The organism is Paraburkholderia fynbosensis (assembly GCF_902859935.1).
Classification (GTDB): Bacteria; Pseudomonadota; Gammaproteobacteria; order Burkholderiales; family Burkholderiaceae; genus Paraburkholderia; species Paraburkholderia fynbosensis.
The window spans coordinates 87,093-105,554 of the sequence record NZ_CADIKI010000024.1; the positions used below are offsets into that span (position 1 = coordinate 87,093).

The 18,462-nt window shown below is 63.0% G+C and carries 15 protein-coding genes and 2 pseudogenes; 13 read left to right on the forward strand and 4 right to left on the reverse strand.

What is annotated here, in order from left to right; genetic code table 11:
- Nucleotides 1–27: 27 nt before the first annotated feature.
- Nucleotides 28–1,275 carry an urea ABC transporter substrate-binding protein gene (locus HV770_RS31200; protein ID WP_175165366.1) on the reverse strand — a complete coding sequence of 416 codons (1,248 nt, stop codon included), beginning with the start codon at nt 1,273–1,275 and terminating at the stop codon, nt 28–30.
- 402 nt (nt 1,276–1,677) lie between these two features.
- On the opposite strand from HV770_RS31200, the gene HV770_RS31205 reads away from it, so the two are divergent.
- Nucleotides 1,678–2,865: a transporter substrate-binding domain-containing protein gene (locus tag HV770_RS31205; protein ID WP_175165367.1), complete on the forward strand. Its 1,188-nt coding sequence runs from the start codon at nt 1,678–1,680 to the stop codon at nt 2,863–2,865.
- Nucleotides 2,862–3,464: an ANTAR domain-containing response regulator gene (locus HV770_RS31210; RefSeq protein WP_018418414.1), complete on the forward strand. Its 603-nt coding sequence runs from the start codon at nt 2,862–2,864 to the stop codon at nt 3,462–3,464. Before HV770_RS31205 ends, HV770_RS31210 begins: the two co-directional genes overlap by 4 nt.
- 236 nt (nt 3,465–3,700) lie before the next feature.
- Here HV770_RS31210 and HV770_RS38280 read toward each other — a convergent pair.
- From HV770_RS38280 to HV770_RS39025, 3 genes and pseudogenes are all read right to left on the reverse strand, one after another.
- Nucleotides 3,701–4,393, reverse strand: a pseudogene (locus tag HV770_RS38280) (AraC family transcriptional regulator); the annotation flags it as partial.
- Nucleotides 4,394–4,795: 402 nt separating this feature from the next.
- Nucleotides 4,796–5,611: a transposase gene (locus HV770_RS31225; RefSeq protein WP_246291369.1), complete on the reverse strand. Its 816-nt coding sequence runs from the start codon at nt 5,609–5,611 to the stop codon at nt 4,796–4,798.
- Nucleotides 5,612–5,723: 112 nt separating this feature from the next.
- A pseudogene (locus HV770_RS39025) lies at nt 5,724–6,263 on the reverse strand (Tn3 family transposase); the annotation flags it as partial.
- A 270-nt stretch (nt 6,264–6,533) separates the two neighbouring features.
- On the opposite strand from HV770_RS39025, the gene HV770_RS31235 reads away from it, so the two are divergent.
- The 11 genes from HV770_RS31235 to HV770_RS31285 all read left to right on the forward strand — a co-directional run bounded on the left by HV770_RS31235 (nt 6,534) and on the right by HV770_RS31285 (nt 18,418).
- Entirely contained in the window at nt 6,534–7,208 is a 675-nt protein-coding gene (locus tag HV770_RS31235; RefSeq protein ID WP_246291374.1) for a TetR/AcrR family transcriptional regulator, read from the forward strand.
- 468 nt (nt 7,209–7,676) lie between these two features.
- Nucleotides 7,677–9,008 carry an extracellular solute-binding protein gene (locus HV770_RS31240; RefSeq protein ID WP_175165369.1) on the forward strand — a complete coding sequence of 444 codons (1,332 nt, stop codon included), beginning with the start codon at nt 7,677–7,679 and terminating at the stop codon, nt 9,006–9,008.
- A gap of 7 nt (nt 9,009–9,015) precedes the next feature.
- On the forward strand, nt 9,016–9,930 hold the full coding sequence (locus tag HV770_RS31245; RefSeq protein ID WP_175165370.1) for a carbohydrate ABC transporter permease: 915 nt from the start codon (nt 9,016–9,018) through the stop codon (nt 9,928–9,930).
- A gap of 2 nt (nt 9,931–9,932) precedes the next feature.
- Entirely contained in the window at nt 9,933–10,814 is an 882-nt protein-coding gene (locus HV770_RS31250) for a carbohydrate ABC transporter permease (RefSeq protein ID WP_175165371.1), read from the forward strand.
- A gap of 12 nt (nt 10,815–10,826) precedes the next feature.
- On the forward strand, nt 10,827–11,921 hold the full coding sequence (locus tag HV770_RS31255; protein ID WP_175165372.1) for an ABC transporter ATP-binding protein: 1,095 nt from the start codon (nt 10,827–10,829) through the stop codon (nt 11,919–11,921).
- A 4-nt stretch (nt 11,922–11,925) separates the two neighbouring features.
- On the forward strand, nt 11,926–12,798 hold the full coding sequence (locus HV770_RS31260; protein WP_175165373.1) for an FAD binding domain-containing protein: 873 nt from the start codon (nt 11,926–11,928) through the stop codon (nt 12,796–12,798).
- Between the two features lie 7 nt (nt 12,799–12,805).
- A complete protein-coding gene (locus tag HV770_RS31265; RefSeq protein WP_175165374.1) occupies nt 12,806–13,294 on the forward strand; it encodes a (2Fe-2S)-binding protein in 489 nt (162 codons plus the stop codon).
- Nucleotides 13,287–15,638 (forward strand): xanthine dehydrogenase family protein molybdopterin-binding subunit, encoded by a 2,352-nt coding sequence (locus HV770_RS31270; protein WP_175165375.1) that lies wholly within the window; start codon nt 13,287–13,289, stop codon nt 15,636–15,638. The genes HV770_RS31265 and HV770_RS31270 overlap by 8 nt, the downstream gene beginning before the upstream one ends.
- 14 nt (nt 15,639–15,652) lie before the next feature.
- Nucleotides 15,653–16,552 (forward strand): NAD(P)-dependent oxidoreductase, encoded by a 900-nt coding sequence (locus tag HV770_RS31275; RefSeq protein ID WP_175165376.1) that lies wholly within the window; start codon nt 15,653–15,655, stop codon nt 16,550–16,552.
- The gene (locus HV770_RS31280; RefSeq protein ID WP_175165377.1) at nt 16,539–17,177 is read left to right on the forward strand and encodes an SRPBCC family protein; all 639 of its coding nucleotides are present in this window, start codon (nt 16,539–16,541) and stop codon (nt 17,175–17,177) included. Before HV770_RS31275 ends, HV770_RS31280 begins: the two co-directional genes overlap by 14 nt.
- A 98-nt stretch (nt 17,178–17,275) precedes the next feature.
- The gene (locus tag HV770_RS31285) at nt 17,276–18,418 is read left to right on the forward strand and encodes a porin (RefSeq protein ID WP_175165378.1); all 1,143 of its coding nucleotides are present in this window, start codon (nt 17,276–17,278) and stop codon (nt 18,416–18,418) included.
- The last annotated feature ends 44 nt before the right edge of the window (nt 18,419–18,462 follow it).

An 18,462-nucleotide genomic window follows, 5' to 3' on the forward strand; every position in this document is an offset into this window, starting at 1 on the left:
AACTGCCAAACTGTGCGACAGGGACTGTCAAGCCTTGCCGATGAACGGGCTGAACGGCACCGGCTTCTCGATGTCTTTCGACTTCCACAAGATGTCGAAGCCCTGTTTGGCGTTGATCGAGCCGATCATGTCGCCACGCCACAGATACTGCGTGGATGCATCCATCTTCACCGTGTAACCCGCCGGATCGACCATCGACTGGCCCGCGAGCGCTTTGCGCACCGCATCCGTGCTGGTGGAGTGCGCTTTCGTGACGGCCTGCGCCCACAGATTGATGCCGAGGTAGGTCGACACCATCGGGTCGATCACCATGTCCGGTCGATGCTTCAGGTCGTGCGCGCCGACATAGTTCTTCCAGTCGCTCTTGAACTGGCGGTTCTGCGGCGTATCGACGTTCTGGAAGTAGCACCAGCAACTGAGGTGGCCAACCAGCGGCTTCGTATCGAGACCTTCCAGATCGCTGTCCACCACGTCCAGGCCGAGGATCGGAATATCGGTCGCGCGCACGCCCTGATTGATCGCTTCCTTGAACATCGCCGGAATCGAATCGCCCACCACGGTCATCACGACGATGGCCTGGCCGCCCGGTTGCGCGGCGAAGTCCTTGATATCGCGCACGATGGTCTGGAAATTGGACTGCCCGAATGGAACGTAATGTTCGCGCCATGCCGAATCCGGAATGTTCTTCGTCTTCAGATAGCCCTTGAGCATCTTGTTGATCGTGCGCGGCCACACGTAGTCGCTGCCGATCATGTAGAAGCGCTTGGCACCGCCGCCCTGCTCGCTCATCAGGTAATCGACCGCCGGGAGCACCGAGCTGCTCGGCGGCGAGTTCAGATAGACAACGTTCTTCGACTGCTCTTCGCCTTCGAAGTGAAGCGGATAAAACAGCAGACTGTCCTGCGACTCGACCACCGGCAATACCGACTTGCGCGACACCGACGTCCAGCAGCCGAACAGCGCCGCGCATTGGTCGCGCAGGATCAGTTGCTTGGAGAGCTGTGCATACATGGGCCAATCCGACGCCGGATCGACAACGACGCCCTGCAGCTTGCGCCCGTGCACGCCACCCTTAGCGTTGATCTGATCGATCGTCATCAGTGCCGTATCTTTTAATAGCGACTCGCCGTTGGCCATCGTGCCCGACTGCGAGAACAGCAAGCCGAGCTTGATCGGATCGCTGGCACCCGCGGCAAACGCAGCCTTAGGTAGCGCAGTGCCTGCAGCGCTCACCAATCCGGAGCCGACTGCCGACAGGAAAGTACGTCTTTTCATTTGCTTCACTCCGACATGGATTAAAAATCGCAAACGCAAAAAGCCCGAGACCAGACAAGCTGGTTTCGGGCTTTTTTGGCCGGTGCCGTTCAAGACGCCTTTGTCTCGAACAGCGAAATGAATGCTGTAAGTCCCCGTTATGCACGTCGGGTCAGCATGCTTCTATAAGCAACGACTATGCCAGGATTTACTGCCTGTGGGGAGGTTTACCGCAAATCCCTTTTGTGCAGCGGACTCGAATTGATCAGTTGCATTGCGGACAAACCGGAAGGCATCATAAATAAGGCGGTTTGCGCGGCTGACCCGCTCAGCGCCGCACTACGACAGTGCTGTGGGCACCAGCCGCGTGCCACACGCACAAACAGCGTACTTCCCGAACGTAGCGACCATCGGTTTTGACGAATGACCCATCTTGATGCCGGCCTTACCTCGGAGCCAGTCAGAATTGGCGTCCTGTATTCACGCTCAGGTGTAACCTCAGCCGCGGAGCTCACGCAACTGCAAGCCACCACGCTTGCGGTGGAGGAGATCAATCTCGCAGGCGGCGTGTCAGGACGCGAGATCGAACTCGTCTGTCTGGATCCGCAATGCCAACCTCGCCGTTATGCCGAGCTCGCCGAACAACTCATTCTCGAACATCGGGTCCGGGTGATCGTCGGCTGCTATATGTCCAGCACGCGCAAGGCGGTCATTCCGATTGTCGAGCGGCACAATGCGCTGCTCCTCTATGCGACGCCTTATGAAGGCTTCGAATACAGCCGCAATGTGATTTACACTGGCGCGGCGCCCAATCAGAACACCCTGCCGCTTGCCGGTTTCATGCTCACGCAGTTCGGCTCACGCGTGAGCATGATCGGTTCGGACTACGTGTGCCCCTACGAGTCGAATCGCGTGATGAGCGATCTGATCCTCGAACGCGGCGGCGAAAAGGTGGATGAAACCTATCTGTCGCTCGACGCGCCGTGGGAGAGTTATCTGGATGCCGCCAAGCGGATCAAGCAACTCGCACCCGACTTTATTTTCTCCACGGTTGTGGGCGAAGGCATTTCGCATCTGTACCGTGCGTTTGCGCAGGTTGGGCTCGATCCGTACCGCACGCCTATCGCCAGCCACATGACCAGTGAAGCCGACATTGCGATAATGGGAAACGACCTCGCACAAGGACACATCACCTCCGCCGCGTACTTCCAGAGTGTGGATACAGCCGCGAACCTCGGCGCCGTTGCCCGCTATCAGGCCCGCTTCGGCGACGATCAGCCGACCAACATGTGCTGGGAAGCCTCCTATTTCCAGATGCATCTGCTCGCGGATGCGATCCGCCGCGTCGGCTCCGACGACCCGACGTTGTTGCTGCGCGTGTTGCCCGGACTCGAATTCGACGCACCGCAAGGCCGCGTGCGTATTGACGAGCATAATAACCACACCTACCTGCATCCGCTGATCGGCCGGGTCGACGCGCGTGGCCGCTTCGATATCATCGGGCGCGCCCCTGAACGCGTGAAGGCGGATCCTTACGTCGTGTCTCACAGCACGCCAGCGTGGACCACGCACGCGCATCCTGAACTCGCACGCACGGGAGCGGATCGATGAAGCGGACCGCGCAGACGCCGGCGATCCTGCGCGACCTGCGTTCGCTAAAAGTCGTGGTGATTCATCCGCGGGATCAGGATTGCGAAGAATTGCTCGCCCAGCTTCAGCGCATCGGCTGCGACGTGGAAGTATGCTGGCCGCGCCTCGACAGCCTGCCGTGCAACACCGGCCTCGTCCTCATGGCGATTCGTCCTGAGGCGCTCTCGGTCGACTATCCGTGGCTCGGAACCAGCACATCACCGCCGGTGATTCCGGTCGTGACCTACGAAAATCCGATCACCATCGAAGCGGTGCTGCGGTTGAATGCGTTCGCAACGATTCCCTCGCCGGTCCGCTCGTTCGGGTTGTTGACCGCCATTGCCGTTGCGCTCACGCAATTTAAGGCATCCCGCGCACGTGAGCGATACATCGAACGGCTCGAGCAGAAGCAGGCAAAGGTTCTGGTGATCCGACAGGCAACGCGGATCGTCATGGACTCGCGCGGCATGTCCGAGGAGGATGCGTATCAGCTGCTGCGCTCGCAGGCCATGCTCAAACGCGAACAGATCGAGACGGTGGCTGGCGACATCGTGAAGGCATACGAGACCCTCAGTTTCTAATACTCGCCGTGCCTGCATTGTGTTGAGAAATGATGGCTGAACGCGGGACTTTGACCGATCACTTTGATTGTAGCCCTATTCGGACTGAGATCGGTCCACCGCTTGCCTTAGCCTTTGGATCGGCGTTGTCACGTTCGCGCGCTGGTCAACCCACCTCAGGGAAGCGAGACACACCGGCCCCAAGAAAGATCGAGGGGGCCCGGTCCGTAGCACCAGGCGCCCCCCTCATATTGATGTCAGTGAGAAGCAGATAACCCGTCGAACGTTGCAGCCGAAGATAGCGCGAACGATGCCCGCATATCCCGAGCCTCATCGACCGGTGAGCGTCCGAAGAAACGCTTGAACTCGCGACTGAATTGCGAGGGACCTTCGTAACCGACACGTGCCGATGCAGAGGCCGCCGTCAAACCGTCGCGAATCATCAGCAAGCGCGCCTGATGCAAACGCATCGACTTGATGTATTGAATCGGCGAGCTCAACGTGACGGTTCTGAGGTTGACATGAAACGCGGGAACGCTCATCCCCGCCTCCTCCGCGAGACGACTGACATCTATCGGTTGCGCATAGTGGGTATGAATTCGCCGTAACGCTTTCGCGACCCTGCCAAAGCGGCCTAATGCGCGAGCGCAGCCCTCATCGCTGCGTCTCGCTCCCCGATCAATACCCGGTAGCAGATTCCCCCCGCACAAGTGCGGGCCCCAGTACCTCCGCGTCCAGGGGCGACGTCAGGGCTTGCAGCAGACGCAGGGCCGCTCCGGCGAGGTCTCCCCCGGACGGCGTCGATACGATTCCTAGCGGCGTGCCTTCCTGGCGCTTCCGCTGCGATCGATCGCCAGTATCAGACCGGTCAACTCGATCAGATCGAGGTGGAACGACACGGCTAGCATCGGCTCGGACTCGATCGCTTCGGTTTCAGTCGAGAACGGCATGAACGCGTCAATGGCGCAGTGTATCGCGAGCATGAGATTGCCTTCCCTGAGGAACTCACGCGCGAGCAGCAAACAGAACTCGTCGAGGACCTCGTTAAATCCCTCGTGGCTTAAAAACCGTAAATCGATGCCCAGGAACCGAGTACTTTTGCGTTTTCACACGCAACCGGTTGCGCGTTTCGAGCAAGCTCGGCGCAGCGCGGTTGGACAAGCCCACGGGCTGGAAGGAATCGCGGCGGCGAGGCGTGCGATGCGACCATGTGTGTCGTTGTGCGAAGGTATCGGCATGGTGCGGGAGAGCCTGACCACGGCACGATGGCCGGCGATGAAACAAAGGTCTCGAAGCAAGTGATCAGCTTCGGCAGTAGTGCCGAAGATTGATCATCGTGTACGCAAGGGTTTTCAATGCGTAGTGTAGGTGGCTGAGTCGCTCGAAGCGCAGCAGCAGGCGCCGGACTTATCTTCCCACGCGAACACCCGCTCGATTGTCCTGAACCGTTCTTTAAAGATGGCCGGATCGAACAGCGGCTTGCGCCCGCGTTTCGGTCCTTTTCTGCCGCGCGATTTAGCGTTGATGTTAGGCACCATGCCGCGATTGAAAATGGCTTTGCGGTTGGGCCGGCAATCGTACACGCCATCCAGGCTCATGACCGTGCCCCGCAGATCCAGCCCCACCGCACGGGCGATGCTCGTGAGGCGCGGCAGCGCTTCTCGTAACAGCGGCGATTCATTGCGATTGCCCGGTGCTCTGACGAACGGCGCGATGACGTTGCAATTCCGGTCACACAGGGCAAACACCTTGCAGCCCTTGAGCTTCTTGTGGCCGCTGAAGCCGAGATTGTCGCCGCCTTTCTTCGCGGCGGTTGTGGTGCCATCGCCATGGATAATGCGCGTGTCCAGGCGTTGATCGCCATGAAGCCTGAACACCGAAGCCTCGAAAATGGCATCAAGGCATCCGTCCGATTCCCAGCGCCGGAAGGCGCGATAAATGCGTGTGTAATGGATCTCGCGACGGCCATGCCAATCCTTCTCGATGGGCAACTCCTTCCACTGGCAGCCGAGATAGAGCGCCATCAGGATGTAGTTGAAAATCGCATGCGCGCTGAGCTTTCGCGCGGGTCCGCGACGGCCCTTGCTCAGATGCGGCCAGACAAATTGCTCGAACTCTTCGACGCTCAATCTCGTTGGAATCTCTTGCCACGACTGACTTTCGGCCATTTCGACCTTCAAAGCATCGGGATTCTAGCCGATTCGTGCCAGGCGGGTAGAACCCAAGCCCGGGGGCCTTTCAACCGATTCCGCCAGTTGGAAAAAACCCCGCAACCAGTTGTACGTTTGTGTATCCATGCGTGTCTACTGAAAGACGCAGCAGTCCACCGTCGTCACGGTTCTCGTTGTGACGGATCACGCCCTCGATCGCCACGCCAGCCTGGCGTTCGTTCAGCACGATTGGCTCGTTATAGACAATGCCGTGCTGATCCAGCACGTGCGTGTCCATGCCCACCGCATGGGTGCGACGTCGCGGATCGACCCGTGCATAAAACAGGTGCCGTGACGTATCCAGACTCATGGAGTCGCTCGATGCCTGCCGTCCGGTATCCCAGAGTTCGGTAATCGGATGCGTGCGCTGGAATTCAACCACGCGGTCGTTTGCACGCGGCAGCCGACGGGGCATTTCAGGGAAGCGCATTGCCGTTGAAATATGCGCCGGCTCCAGTTGCGGGGGCGGCGACGCTCCTCGCGTCCAGTTCCGTGCCGTGGGCGATCAATGAGGCACAGCGAGACGAGTTCGCTCGTATCACGCGCCTTGCGACCGGAGCACTTCACTGAAGCCAGTGTGAGCGTCCATCTCCATGATCATGTCGGCGAAACTGCACAGGTTGGGGCCGACTTAGTGATAATTGACGGCGACATGCCGGCACGCCCGCCACGGCCGCGTGCGAATCGCCACGTCGCCCGGGCGCAGAAACGCGATGCGCATCGAAACAAGGTGGCGCTGAGCTAAACCGTTGCAAAACACTAGTCGTCGTGCGACGATTTGCTCGCATGGAAATGTGCGCGAGCAGAACATGGGACAGTCATGAAATCTACAACTGGACAGCCTGCGAAACCGGGGAAAAAGACCGAGGAGAGCCAGACAATGTCAAACCAGGCCGCCCCCGCGCGGCCTCCTGCAAAACGGCCATCCAAGAAGGCGCCACAACGGCTGCCCCGCGCGGCGCGGCAGGCACAGGTGCTCGCGAAAGCGGCCGAATATTTTTCTGAGCACGGGCTGAACGCCCAGACGCGCGCGATCGCGCAGGCCTGCGGGGTCTCCCAGCGGCTGCTCTACAGCCTTTTCCCGAGTAAAGCCGCGCTGATCGAAGAGGTCTACAACCGCGAAGTCGCCGGCCTGTTCAAAGCGATGTGGTTCGTCCAGTTGAAGGATCGTAGCGTGCCGCTGGAGATGCGCCTCGTCACGTTCTACCGCGAATACTACGAGTCGCTGCTGACGCGTCGCTGGCTGCGACTGTTCCTTTACTCGTCGTTGGCGGGGCTGCGCATGGCGCCGGCCTACACCAACGCGGTGGTCACGCACGCGCTCGAGATCGTCGTCACCGAGGCCGCGCATGACGCGGGACGCGGCGTGCCGGCGAACATCGACGAACGGACCGAGATCGGCTGGATGCTGCACGGCGCGGTTTCGCACCTGGCGATTCGCCGCCGCGTCTATGCAAACGACAATACGACACCAGCCGAACAGGTGATCGCGATGAACGTGCGGGCGTTTCTTGCCAGCATTCCAGCGCTGTTGCCAGCGCGGCACGCCGCCTGACGCACCGCCACACGCCATCAAGGCGGCGCGACGCACAACCTTAAGACCCGCGCCGTGCTGCGCCGACGTCCCTCCTCCCGCTGATCCTGACGCGCGGGCGGCGGTGCAGCCGCTGCAACGCCGCCCGCTCATTCCACCTGATCTCGAACGCAAAATCTTCTGTCGCTCGCGCCATAGCGAGACCGGCCGTGACGCCCGAAGCGCCAGCTCTCGCCTCTATTATCGTCGGGTGACGCGATATGAACGGTCGGAACGATGGCAGGGTCCCCGCTAAGACATGGCGTACATCACTGTAAATTAACGATAAAAAACGTTGACCTGTCTATCTCTTGGTTCGATCAGACGATGTAGAAAAATTTAACTCGTCAATTGACGATTTATTTTGACGTGAATATTGTTCGCTCCGAAGCGGTCAGGAAATTTGACCATCACCGGAAGGGGTGCCGCAGCGGCGGCCGGGAGCGAATCATGAGCGAAGTGATGAAGTTCGGCAGTGGTCGTCGTCGTTTTCTGCAGATATCCGCGGGCGCGGGGCTGGCTGCGGCCGGCATGCTCGGCGGACTACCGCGCGCCCGCGCCGCAGACGTCGTTAATCTGTACACCTGGTCGGCGGGAGTCGATACGGTCAAGCGCGAAGTTGCGGCGTTTGAGAAGGAAACCGGGCTTGCGGTCAACTACAACAACCTGCCGTTCGCGCAGTATCGCGAGGCGATGATCACCAAGTTCGTCGGTCAGGCGCCGGTCGATGCGCTGTGGGTCTCCGACGGCTGGCTGCCTGAGTGGGCCGACGCAGGCTGGCTCGCGCCAATAGACGCATATCCGCAACTGCTGAAGTACAACAGCGACGTGCAGGACTTCTGCACGCAGTCGACGCAGTACAAGGGTCATCAGTACGGGATGACCTATTACACCGACTACATGGCGTTCCTCTATGACGCGAGCATGCTGGCGAAAGCCGGCATCTCCGCGCCGCCCGCGAGTTGGGATGAACTCGTCGACCAGTCGCTGAAGATCAAGAAGGCCGGCCTGTCGAACTACCCGCTGATGCTGTCGATGGCGCGCGAGAGCTGGCTGATCGAGTTCATGTCGTCGGTGGTGTTTTCGCACGGCGGGCGCTTCGTCGACGACAGCGGCCGCGTCATGATGGACGATCCGAAGCACGGCGCGATCAGCTCGTTGCAATGGATCGTCGACGCGGTCAACAAACACCACATCCTGTCGCCGGCCTGCGTTGAACTCGGCGAGCTGAACGGCTTCAAGGCCGTCGCCTCCGGCAACCACGCGTTCGCACTGCTGCCGCGCTACCGGATCCAGGCGCTGAACGATCCACGCCAGTCGCACGTCGCCGGAAACATCAGGCAGGCGCTGATGCCCGCCGGTCCAAACGGTTCGCACGCAACAGTGGCCTGGATGCGCATGCACGCGCTGAGCGCCGCCGCCGGCGCAAACAAAGCGCGCGCGGCGAACGCGGTACGCCTGATCGAAGCGTTCGGCGGGAAGTTCGACGGTCAGTACGCGTTCCAGAAGGCGATGTTCCTCGACACAGGCACCGCGTTCGGCGTAAAGCCGCTGTTCAGCGATCCGCAGGTGCGCGCCGCATATGAGAAGTACGGTGACTTCGCGATGTTCCAGAAACAGCAGGACCTCGCGCGCAAGAAGGACGTGATTACGCGCTGGTTCGGCGAGTGGGACGAAGTCAACAGCAGCGCGTGGCAGGCCGCGATCCTCGGCCAGTCGAGCGCCGCCGAGGCGTTGAAGAAATCGGCCAGCAAATGGACCGAACTCAGCAAACAGGCCTGAGGTTGCGATGAGTGCACCTGCTCCAACTCGACGCTGGCTCGCCCGGCACCCCGTGTCGGCGGCCGACCAGCGCAGCGCGATGCTGCTGCTGCTGCCGATGTTCGTGGTACTGCTCGCGGTCGCCGTGTTCCCGGTGCTGTATTCGCTGTGGACGAGCCTGTTTGACATCCACCTGACGCGCATGGACGCGCCTTTCGTCGGACTCGGCAACTACATCGCGATTTTCCGCGACCCGGACTTCTGGGCCGCGGTCGGGCGTACGGTGTGGTTCACGGTGGTGTCAGTGCTCGCGATCATGGTGATCGCCACGCTTATCGCGCTGCTGCTCAACCGCGAGTTCCGCGGCCGCCGCATCCTCTCGGCCGCGCTGCTGATTCCGTGGGCGATTCCGTACGTGGTTGATGGCCTCATGTGGAAGTGGATATACGACTCTGGCTACGGCGCGCTGAACGGCCTGCTGTTGCAGCTCGGCGTGATCGGGCATTACATGATCTGGCTCGGGGACACGCACAAGACATTGCTGCTGATCGCCAACGCGTTCGTCTGGAAGGAAGTGCCGCTCGCGACGATCCTGCTGCTCGTCACGCTCAAGTCGGTTTCGCCAGACCTCTACGCGGCCGCCCGTGTTGACGGCGCGACAGCGCTGCGCCGCTTCGTGCATGTGACGCTGCCCTCGATGCGGCCAGGTTTCATGCTCGTGATGATCTACGAGGCGATGACGGCGGTCCGTCACTTCGACCTGTTCTTCATCCTGACCGAAGGCGGTCCGGCCGACGCATCCCACGTGCTGTCGTGGCACATCTACGTCGAGACGTTCCGCAAGCTGTCGTTCGGCAGCGGCGCGGCGGTCGCCTACGTGCTGGCGCTCGCCACGTTTGCGATGTCCTACACGATCATCCGTCTGCTCGGCAGGAGGCTCTAGGCATGTTATCCGCTCCGTTTGTCAGACGCGTCGCACTGTTCGCCGCCGCGGCGTTGATGCTGGTCTACGTGCTTGCGCCGGTCGCATGGCTCGTGTCATCTTCGCTGCAGCAGGAGGCCGACATCACCTCGATTCCGCCGCACTGGATTCCGCACCCGGCGACGCTCGCGAGCTTCCGCGCCATCGTCCAGGCCGGAACCGGCACGCTGCCGGCCGATGCGTCCTTCGTGCCGTCGAGCGCACAGTATCTGCTGCCGGCGCTGCGCAACAGCCTCGTCGTAGCGTGCGCGGTGGTCGTGCTAAATCTCGTGGTCAGCGTGCCGGCCGCCTATGCGATGGCGAAAATCCGCTACGTCGGGCGCGACCTGTCGGTGTACTTCATGCTTGCCACACGAGTCATTCCCGACATCGCATTGATCGTGCCGTTCTTCCTGTTCGTGCGCAAGCTCGGGCTGCTCGACAACGTCGGCGCGCTGATCATTACCTATCTCGCACTGACGGTTCCGTTCAGCGTGTTCATGCTGCTCAGCTATTTCGAGGGTCTGCCCGACGAGCTCGACAAGGCCGCGCGGGTCGACGGCTGCTCGCGGATCCAGGCGCTCATCAAGGTGTTTTTGCCGCTCGCGTTGCCGTCGCTCGTCGCGGTGATCCTGTTCACCTTCCTGACGAGCTGGAACGAGTTCCTTTTCGCACTCATGTTCACGCAAACCGCCGCGTCACAGACGGTGCCGATCATCGTCGCGTCGTTCACGTCGGATTTCACCACCAGCTTTTCGTTCATCAACGCGGCCGGCGTCGTTGCGATCATACCGCCCGTCATCATCGCCGTGGTGTTCGAGCGCTACATCGTCTCCGGCCTGACCGCCGGCGCGGTCAAGGGATAAGGGGATCGAAACATGGCCCAAATCGAGTTTCAACAAGTCGCGAAACGCTATGCCAACGGGCATGTAGCGCTGCACAACCTGAACCTTCGAATCCGGGACAAGGAGTTCCTGGTGCTGCTCGGGCCGTCCGGCTGCGGCAAGTCGACGACGCTCAATATGATCGCCGGCCTCGAAGAGGTTACCGAAGGCAGCCTGCGTTTTGACGATACCGAGGTGAACGACATGCCTGCCCACAAGCGCGATGTCGCCATGGTGTTCCAGAGCTATGCGCTTTATCCCCACAAGAACGTCTATGAGAACATCGCGTTCGGGCTGCGCATGCGCAAGTACCCGCAGCACGAGATCGACTCGCGGGTACGGGCAGCGGCCCGTTCGCTCGAGATCGAGCACCTGCTCGAGCGGCGGCCCGGCCAGTTGTCCGGCGGGCAGCGTCAGCGCATCGCGCTGGGCCGCGCGATGGTGCGCCAGCCGTCGGTGTTCCTGATGGACGAACCGCTCTCCAATCTCGACGCGGCGCTGCGCGTGTCGATGCGCGCCAGCATCAAGGCGCTGCATCAGTCGATGCAGACCACTTTCGTCTACGTGACACACGACCAGGCCGAGGCGCTGACGCTTGCCGACCGGATCGTCGTGATGTGCCAGGGCGTTGTGCAGCAGATCGGCACACCGGATGACATCTACGAACGGCCGGCGAACAGGTTCGTTGCCAACTTCCTCGGCAGCCCGCCGATCAACTTCCTCGACGGTGTCCTCGAAGACGCAGGCGCAGGGCTGTGCTTTCGGCGCGGCGGTCTGTCGCTCGCGCTTGACGAAGCCACGCGTCGGCGACTCGCCGCACGCGCCGGCCAGGCGATCACGCTCGGCATTCGCGCGGAGGATATCGACGAGCACGCGCACGACGGGGACTGTCGGATCACCGGCGAGATCACGTCGCTGCTACCGGTCGGTTCCGATCAGTTCATCGGCCTGTGCAGCGACGATCATCAGATGTTCTTCCGCGTAGGCAAGGAACGCTCGTTCGCGGTCGGCGAGCGCGTGTCGATCTCCGTCAACCGGCGTCGCCTGCATCTGTTCGATCAGGCAAGCGGCACCAATCTCGCGGTGTGATGCCATGAAACCATCCGTCTTTTCATACCACCGGCCCCGCTCGCTCCACGACGCGCTCGCGCTGCTCGCCGAGCACGGTTTCGACGCGAAGGTGATCGCTGGCGGCCAGTCGCTCGGGCCGATGATGAACATGCGCTTCGCGCAGCCCGCGCATCTGGTCGACCTAAATGCGCTGCCGCAGCTTGCCGGCATCGAGCGCACCGGCAGCACCCTCAGGATCGGCGCGCTCACGCGCCACCACGAACTCGCGACCAGCCCCCTTGTACGCGACGCATGTCCGCTGCTCGCGCTGGCGGCCGCAACGGTTGGGCACTACGCAATCCGTCAACGTGGCACGCTCGGCGGCAGCCTTGCGAACGCGGACCCGGCCGCACAGCTGCCGCTGATCGTGCGCACGCTCGACGCGCGCATCGAGGTGGCCGGTCCGGGCAGGACGCGGGAAATCGCGGCCGCGGATTTCCTGCTTGCGGCGATGACGACGGCGCTCGAAGCGGACGAGATCGTCACCGCCGTGCGCTTTCCGTGCGCGCGGCCCGACGAGGGCCACGGCTTCGAGATTTTCAGCCGTCGCCACGGCGACTTTGCGATTGCCGCATGCGCGGTTAGCGCCATCGTCGATGCGGGACGCTTCACGCATTTGCGGATCGGCGTGGGCGGCGTTGGCGACGTGCCGGTGTCGCTCGATGACGTCGCGGCGAACTTCATCGGCGCAACTGCCGACGACGCGACGATTGCGTTCGTTGCCGAACGCGTGGCCGCCGCGATCGATCCACACGACCAACCGGGAATCAGCGCTGCGTATCGGCGCGAGCTGGTCCATGCGCTGAGCGCGCGCGCACTCGCGCGCGCCAGCAGGTACACCTTGCAGGACATCTGAGCGATTTATGGAAAAGACGGCGATTCATCTCCAGATCAACGGTGCGTCGTACGACGTGCGCTGCGAGCCTCGCAAGCTTCTGTCGGACGTGCTGCGCGAAGACTGCCGGCTGACCGGCACGCATGTCGGCTGCGAACACGGCGTGTGCGGAGCATGCACCGTGCATGTCGACGGCCGGCCCGTGCGCGCGTGCCTGACCTATGCAGTGCAGGTCGACGACGTGCCCATTACGACGATCGAATCGATTGCGGTTGGCGGGCAGTTGTCAGTGCTGCAGCAGGCACTACACGAATGCCACGGGCTGCAATGCGGCTTCTGCACGCCGGGCATCGTGATGACGTTCGAGGCGTATTTGCGCGAGTACGCGAAGCCTACTGAAGCGCAGGTGCGCGACGTGCTCTCCGGCAATCTGTGCCGCTGCACCGGCTACCAGAGCATCGTGCGTGCGGTCATGCTGGCGGCCCAACGCCTGCGCGCGGAGGCCGTCGATGTCTGAGGCAGACTTTCGCTACCTGAACCGGCCGGTGCCTCGCACCGAGGACTACCGGCTGCTGACTGGCCACGGGCGCTATCTCGACGACATCGAGATTCCGGGCGCGCTGCATGTCTGTTTCGTGCGCTCGCCCCATGCGCACGCGCGCATCGTGTCGATCGACGCGAGCGCGGCGCTCGCGATGCCCGGCGTCGTCACGGTCGTGACCGGCCGCGATCTTGCGCAGTGGACCCGGCCACTGCGCGTCGCGCCGCCGATCGAAGGACTGATGCCGGTCGAGATCGAGACGATGCCAGTCGAGATCGTCCGATTCCAGGGCGATCCGGTCGCGTGTGTCGTCGCGGCGGACCGCTACATCGCCGAGGACGCGGCCGAACAGGTTCTGGTAGAGTTCGACGCATTGGCCGCCGTGACCGACATGTGGCAGGCGCTTGAGGCCGACGCGGTGCAGATCGATCCGATGGTGCCGGGCAACCTGGTCTCGCACCAGACATTCACGCACGGCGATCCTGCCGGGGTTGAGGCCACCGCGTATCGCATCGTCGAAGCGAGCTTCGGCCAGCAACGGCAGACCCATGTGCCGATCGAGACGCGCGGCTGCGCGGCGGTGTGGGATCTGGGCCGCAAGCATCTGACCTTCCATATCGGCACGCAGGTACCACATCCGCTGCGCACGCAACTCGCGGCGCGTCTGGCGCTCGACGAGTCGCAGGTCACGGTGATCTCCCAGGACGTTGGCGGCTCGTTCGGTCAGAAGATCGCACTGTATCGCGAGGAGCTGACGGTCGCGGCGCTTGCGCGCCACCTCGGACGACCGGTGCGCTGGCGCGAGGACCGGCTCGAAAACCTGACGGCCGCCGCGAATTCGCGCGAGGATTTCTGCCGCACGCGCGCGGCAGTAGATCAGCACGGCACACTGCTTTCGCTCACGCTCGAGATGCGCGAGGACTTCGGCGCGTACTGCTTCTTTCCGGCGAACTACCTGGCGCGCGTCGTCGCAATGATTCTGAGCGGGCCGTACCGGCTCGACCATTACGCTTTCGACGTGAAGATCGTGCTCAGCCACAAATGCGGCAACGCGCCGATGCGCGCGCCGATGTCGATCACGAGCTGGGTGATGGAAGGAACGATCGACGCGATCGCGCGCGAACTCGAAATCGGTCCGGTCGAGGTCCGCCGCCGCAATCTGATTGCGCCGCAGGAACTGCCGTACCGGACGCCGACCGGCGAAACGCTTGCCGATATCACGCCAACGGAAACCTTCGAGGCGGTCCTGCGGGCGGTCGACTACGCCGCATTTCGCACGCGCCAGCGCGACGCGCGCGCACGCGGGCGCTATCTCGGTCTTGGGCTGTGCAACGTCGTCGAGCCGACCACCTACGGCTCGCGCTTTTACAAGGCTGCCGGAATTCCCGGTTCGGGCCACGAGGCGAGCTGGATACGGATTGAGCCGAGCGGCATCGTTAACGCATCGGTCGGACTCGGACCGAGCGGCCAGGGCTACGAGAGCGCGATGGCAAATGCGGTCGCCGAAGGGCTCGGCGTCGAGCCGTCGAAAGTGCGCATCCACATGGGTCATACCGACATCGCGCCATACGGGATGGGCAGCCGCGGCGCGCGTAGCGGGACTGCCGGCGGAGGCGCGCTGTTTCTGTGCGCGCAGGACGCCCGGCGCAAGGTGCTCGCCATCGCCAGCACGCGACTTGGCGTGCCCGCCGAGGCGCTACGCCTCGCCGATGGCCGCATCGAGCAACGCGAAGGCGATGCCTGGCACGGCACCGCGCTCACGCTGACTGACATCGCACGGCAGGCGTACATGGACCCGACGTCGCTGCCGCCGGGACTCTCGCCTGGCCTCGAGTTTCATCTGACCTACGACCCGCCACCCATGACGTACTCCAATTCCGCGCACGCGTGCGAAGTCGAGCTTGACGTGGCGACTGGCGCGCTGCACATCGCGCGCTATGTGATCGCCGAGGATTGCGGAACGCTGCTGAACCCGACAGTCGTCGAGGGCCAGCAGCACGGCGCGATTGCGATGGGCCTTTCGGGCGCGTTGTTTGAGGAGGTGATCTACGACGAGACCGGTCAGAACACCACCGGCTCGCTTGCCGAGTACCTGATCGCGACGGCAACCGAACTGCCCGAGATCGAGATCATCCCGATGCATACGCCAAGCCGCTCCACTGCGGCAGGCATCAAGGGCATGGCCGAGGGCGGCGTGATGGGCGCGCTCGGCGCGCTCACGAATGCGCTGAATGACGCGCTCGCGCCGTTCGGTGTGGTGGTCGAACGGCATCCGCTGACGCCAATGTTCGTACGCGACCTGTTGCGCGAATCGCTTTGACTGGACGAACTGACATGAACCAGGTTTCAACCCAACCCGCAGTGGGCTTCATCGGCCTTGGCATTATGGGCGGCGCGATGGCCGCCCGGCTCGCCGCAGCCGGCTATCCACTGCATCTGTATAACCGCTCGCGCGCGAAGGCAGAGCCATTGCTCGCGGCAGGCGCGCACTGGCACGAGACGCCGGCCTCGCTCGCCGCCGCCGGCGAGATTGTCGTGACGATCGTCGGAATGCCGGCCGACGTGCGCGCGCTGTATCTTGGCGAGGCCGGGCTGATCGCGCATGCACGGCCTGGCGCGGTGCTGATCGACATGACCACGTCGAGCCCCGCGCTGGCGCGCGAAATGGCCGCCCGAGCAGCGGCACGCGGCATCGACATGCTCGATGCGCCGGTGTCCGGCGGTGACGTCGGCGCTCGCGAGGGACGGCTGTCGATCATGGTCGGCGGCCACGCGCCGGTGCTCGCGCGCGTCGAGCCGATGCTGCGCTGCCTTGGCGCGAATATCGTGATGCAGGGTGGCCCGGGCGCCGGCCAGCACGCGAAGCTGTGCAACCAGATCGTGATTGCGTCGACCATGCTCGGCGTTTGCGAAGGACTTGCGTATGCCAAGAGCGCTGGCCTCGATCCACATACGGTTCTCAGCGCGATCGGCGGTGGTGCGGCGGGCGGATTCCTGCTGAACAATCTCGGTCCACGCATCGCGCGCGGAGACTTCGCGCCGGGCTTCTTCGTCGAGCATTTCATCAAGGACATGCGCATCGCATCCGAGGAAGCGCGCGACATGGGCCGCGCGTTGCCGGCTCTTGAACTCGCGCGCCGCCTGTATGGAGAACTCGCCGACGCCGGCCACGCGAGCTCGGGCACCCAGGCGCTCTTCAAAGTCTATGACGAGGCGCGCAATGAAGTTTGCTGACAGTTGCTCGCTGCCCGCGCCCCCGGAAGCGGTGTGGGCTGCGCTGAACGACCCGGAGGTGCTGAAGGCGACGCTGCCGGGCTGCAAGGCGCTCGTGATGCGCGACGAGCGTCATTTCGAAGCGACGGTGCAAGTTCGTGTCGGCCCCGCTGCGGCGACGTTTCGCGGCGAAGTTGAACTCGCCGATCTCGAGCCACCGCGTGCATACACGATCATCGGCCAGGGCAATGCGGGTCCCGCGGGTTTCGCCAGGCTGACCGCGCGGGTGAAACTCGAAGGCCTGGGCGACACGACACTGCTCAGCTACGAGGCCGACGTCGAGATTGGCGGCAAGCTCATGAGCGTGGGCTCCCGGCTGATCCAGTCGGCTGCGGCGAAGAACCTCGAGTCCTTCTTCGGCGCCTTCAGCGCGCATATCGAACATAGCGTTGCACCGGCGGTGGAGCAAGCGCCGGTGGCGGACGAAGTTGCTCCCGGCGCCGCGCCGGCCGCTGACCCGTCCACGCGCGAGCGGGCGCCCAGCCCCGTGCCGCCCATCGGGCTGGGCTGGGCACCATGGTTGGTCGCTACGGCAGCCGGGTTCGCGGGTCTCTTGATTGGTTTTTTGGTCGGGCACTCGATCTAGCTGGGGCCGGCAGTTTAAGTCTCATCGTGGATTCAGTTCCGAGTTTCGCAGTCGTTGATCCGTTTGGTGGTCTCCCTTTGCTTTTGAAGAGGTTATTGATGAATAGAAAAATAGCAGTCCTAATTGCATTGGCGGCCCTCTCGGATGCCGCCTTCGCACAAAGCAGTGTCACCCTGTATGGTGTCGCGGACGACAGCATCACGTATACCAGCAACCAGGCAGGGCACGCGGCTTACCAGACGTTCAGCGGGGGGCTCGGCGGCAGCAAGTTCGGCTTCCTCGGCAACGAAGATCTGGGCGGCGGGCTGAAGGCCGTGTTCCGTCTCGAGAGCGGGTTCGACATGAATAGTGGCAAGCTCGGGTACAACGGTCGCCTGTTCGGCCGTCAGTCGTACATGGGCCTGTCGAGCGACAACTCCGGTACGCTGACGCTCGGCCGCCAGTACGACTTCATGGTAACCAACCTGCAGGGACTCAGCTCCGCGCAACTGTTCGGCGGCTCCCTCACGTCGCACGCGGGCGATGTCGACGGGATCTGGGGCACGTATCCGGTCAGCAATGCGATCAAGTACGTGAGTCCGGTCTACCGCGGCCTGTCGGCCGGTGCGCTGTACAGCTTCGGCGGCGTGCCGGGCGCGGTGGGAACGTCGCAACAGTACGGTTTCGGCGCGAGCTATGCGAACGGGCCGCTGAAGGTTGCTGCTGCGTTTTTGCAGGTGAACAACCCGGCGGTCGCACGCTTCGACGGCGGGGCCGCGGCGACGCCCGGCGGTCCGTTCACGAACCCGGTCACGAACCCGATTTACAGCGGCTATGCGACCGCGCATTCGATGCGTACGTTGGGCGCGGCGGCGAACTACACGCTCGGCGCCACGACCTTGGGCGCGACCTACACGAACACGGCGTTCAATGATGCGGTCGCAACCGCCAGCACCACGTTCAGTGGTTCAGCGACACTCGCATCGTACGAGGCGTTCGTTGCGCATTACTTCGCGCCGGCGGTCATGGCGGGCCTTACGTACGACTACACGTCGGCGCCGCACGCCCACTACAACCAGCTTGCGGCGGGTGCCCAGTATCAGTTCTCGAAGCGCACGTTCACGTATCTGGTGGTCGCGTGGCAACGCGCGAGTGGCGTCGATTCGACCGGCCATGCGGCAGTCGCGGATCTCACTTACCTGACGGCTTCGGCGACCGCGAACCAGGTCGCGGTGCGCATTGGCATCCGCCACAGCTTTTGAGTGTGCTATAGCGGCGCCATCTGTGACGGCACGGGTTCCACTCC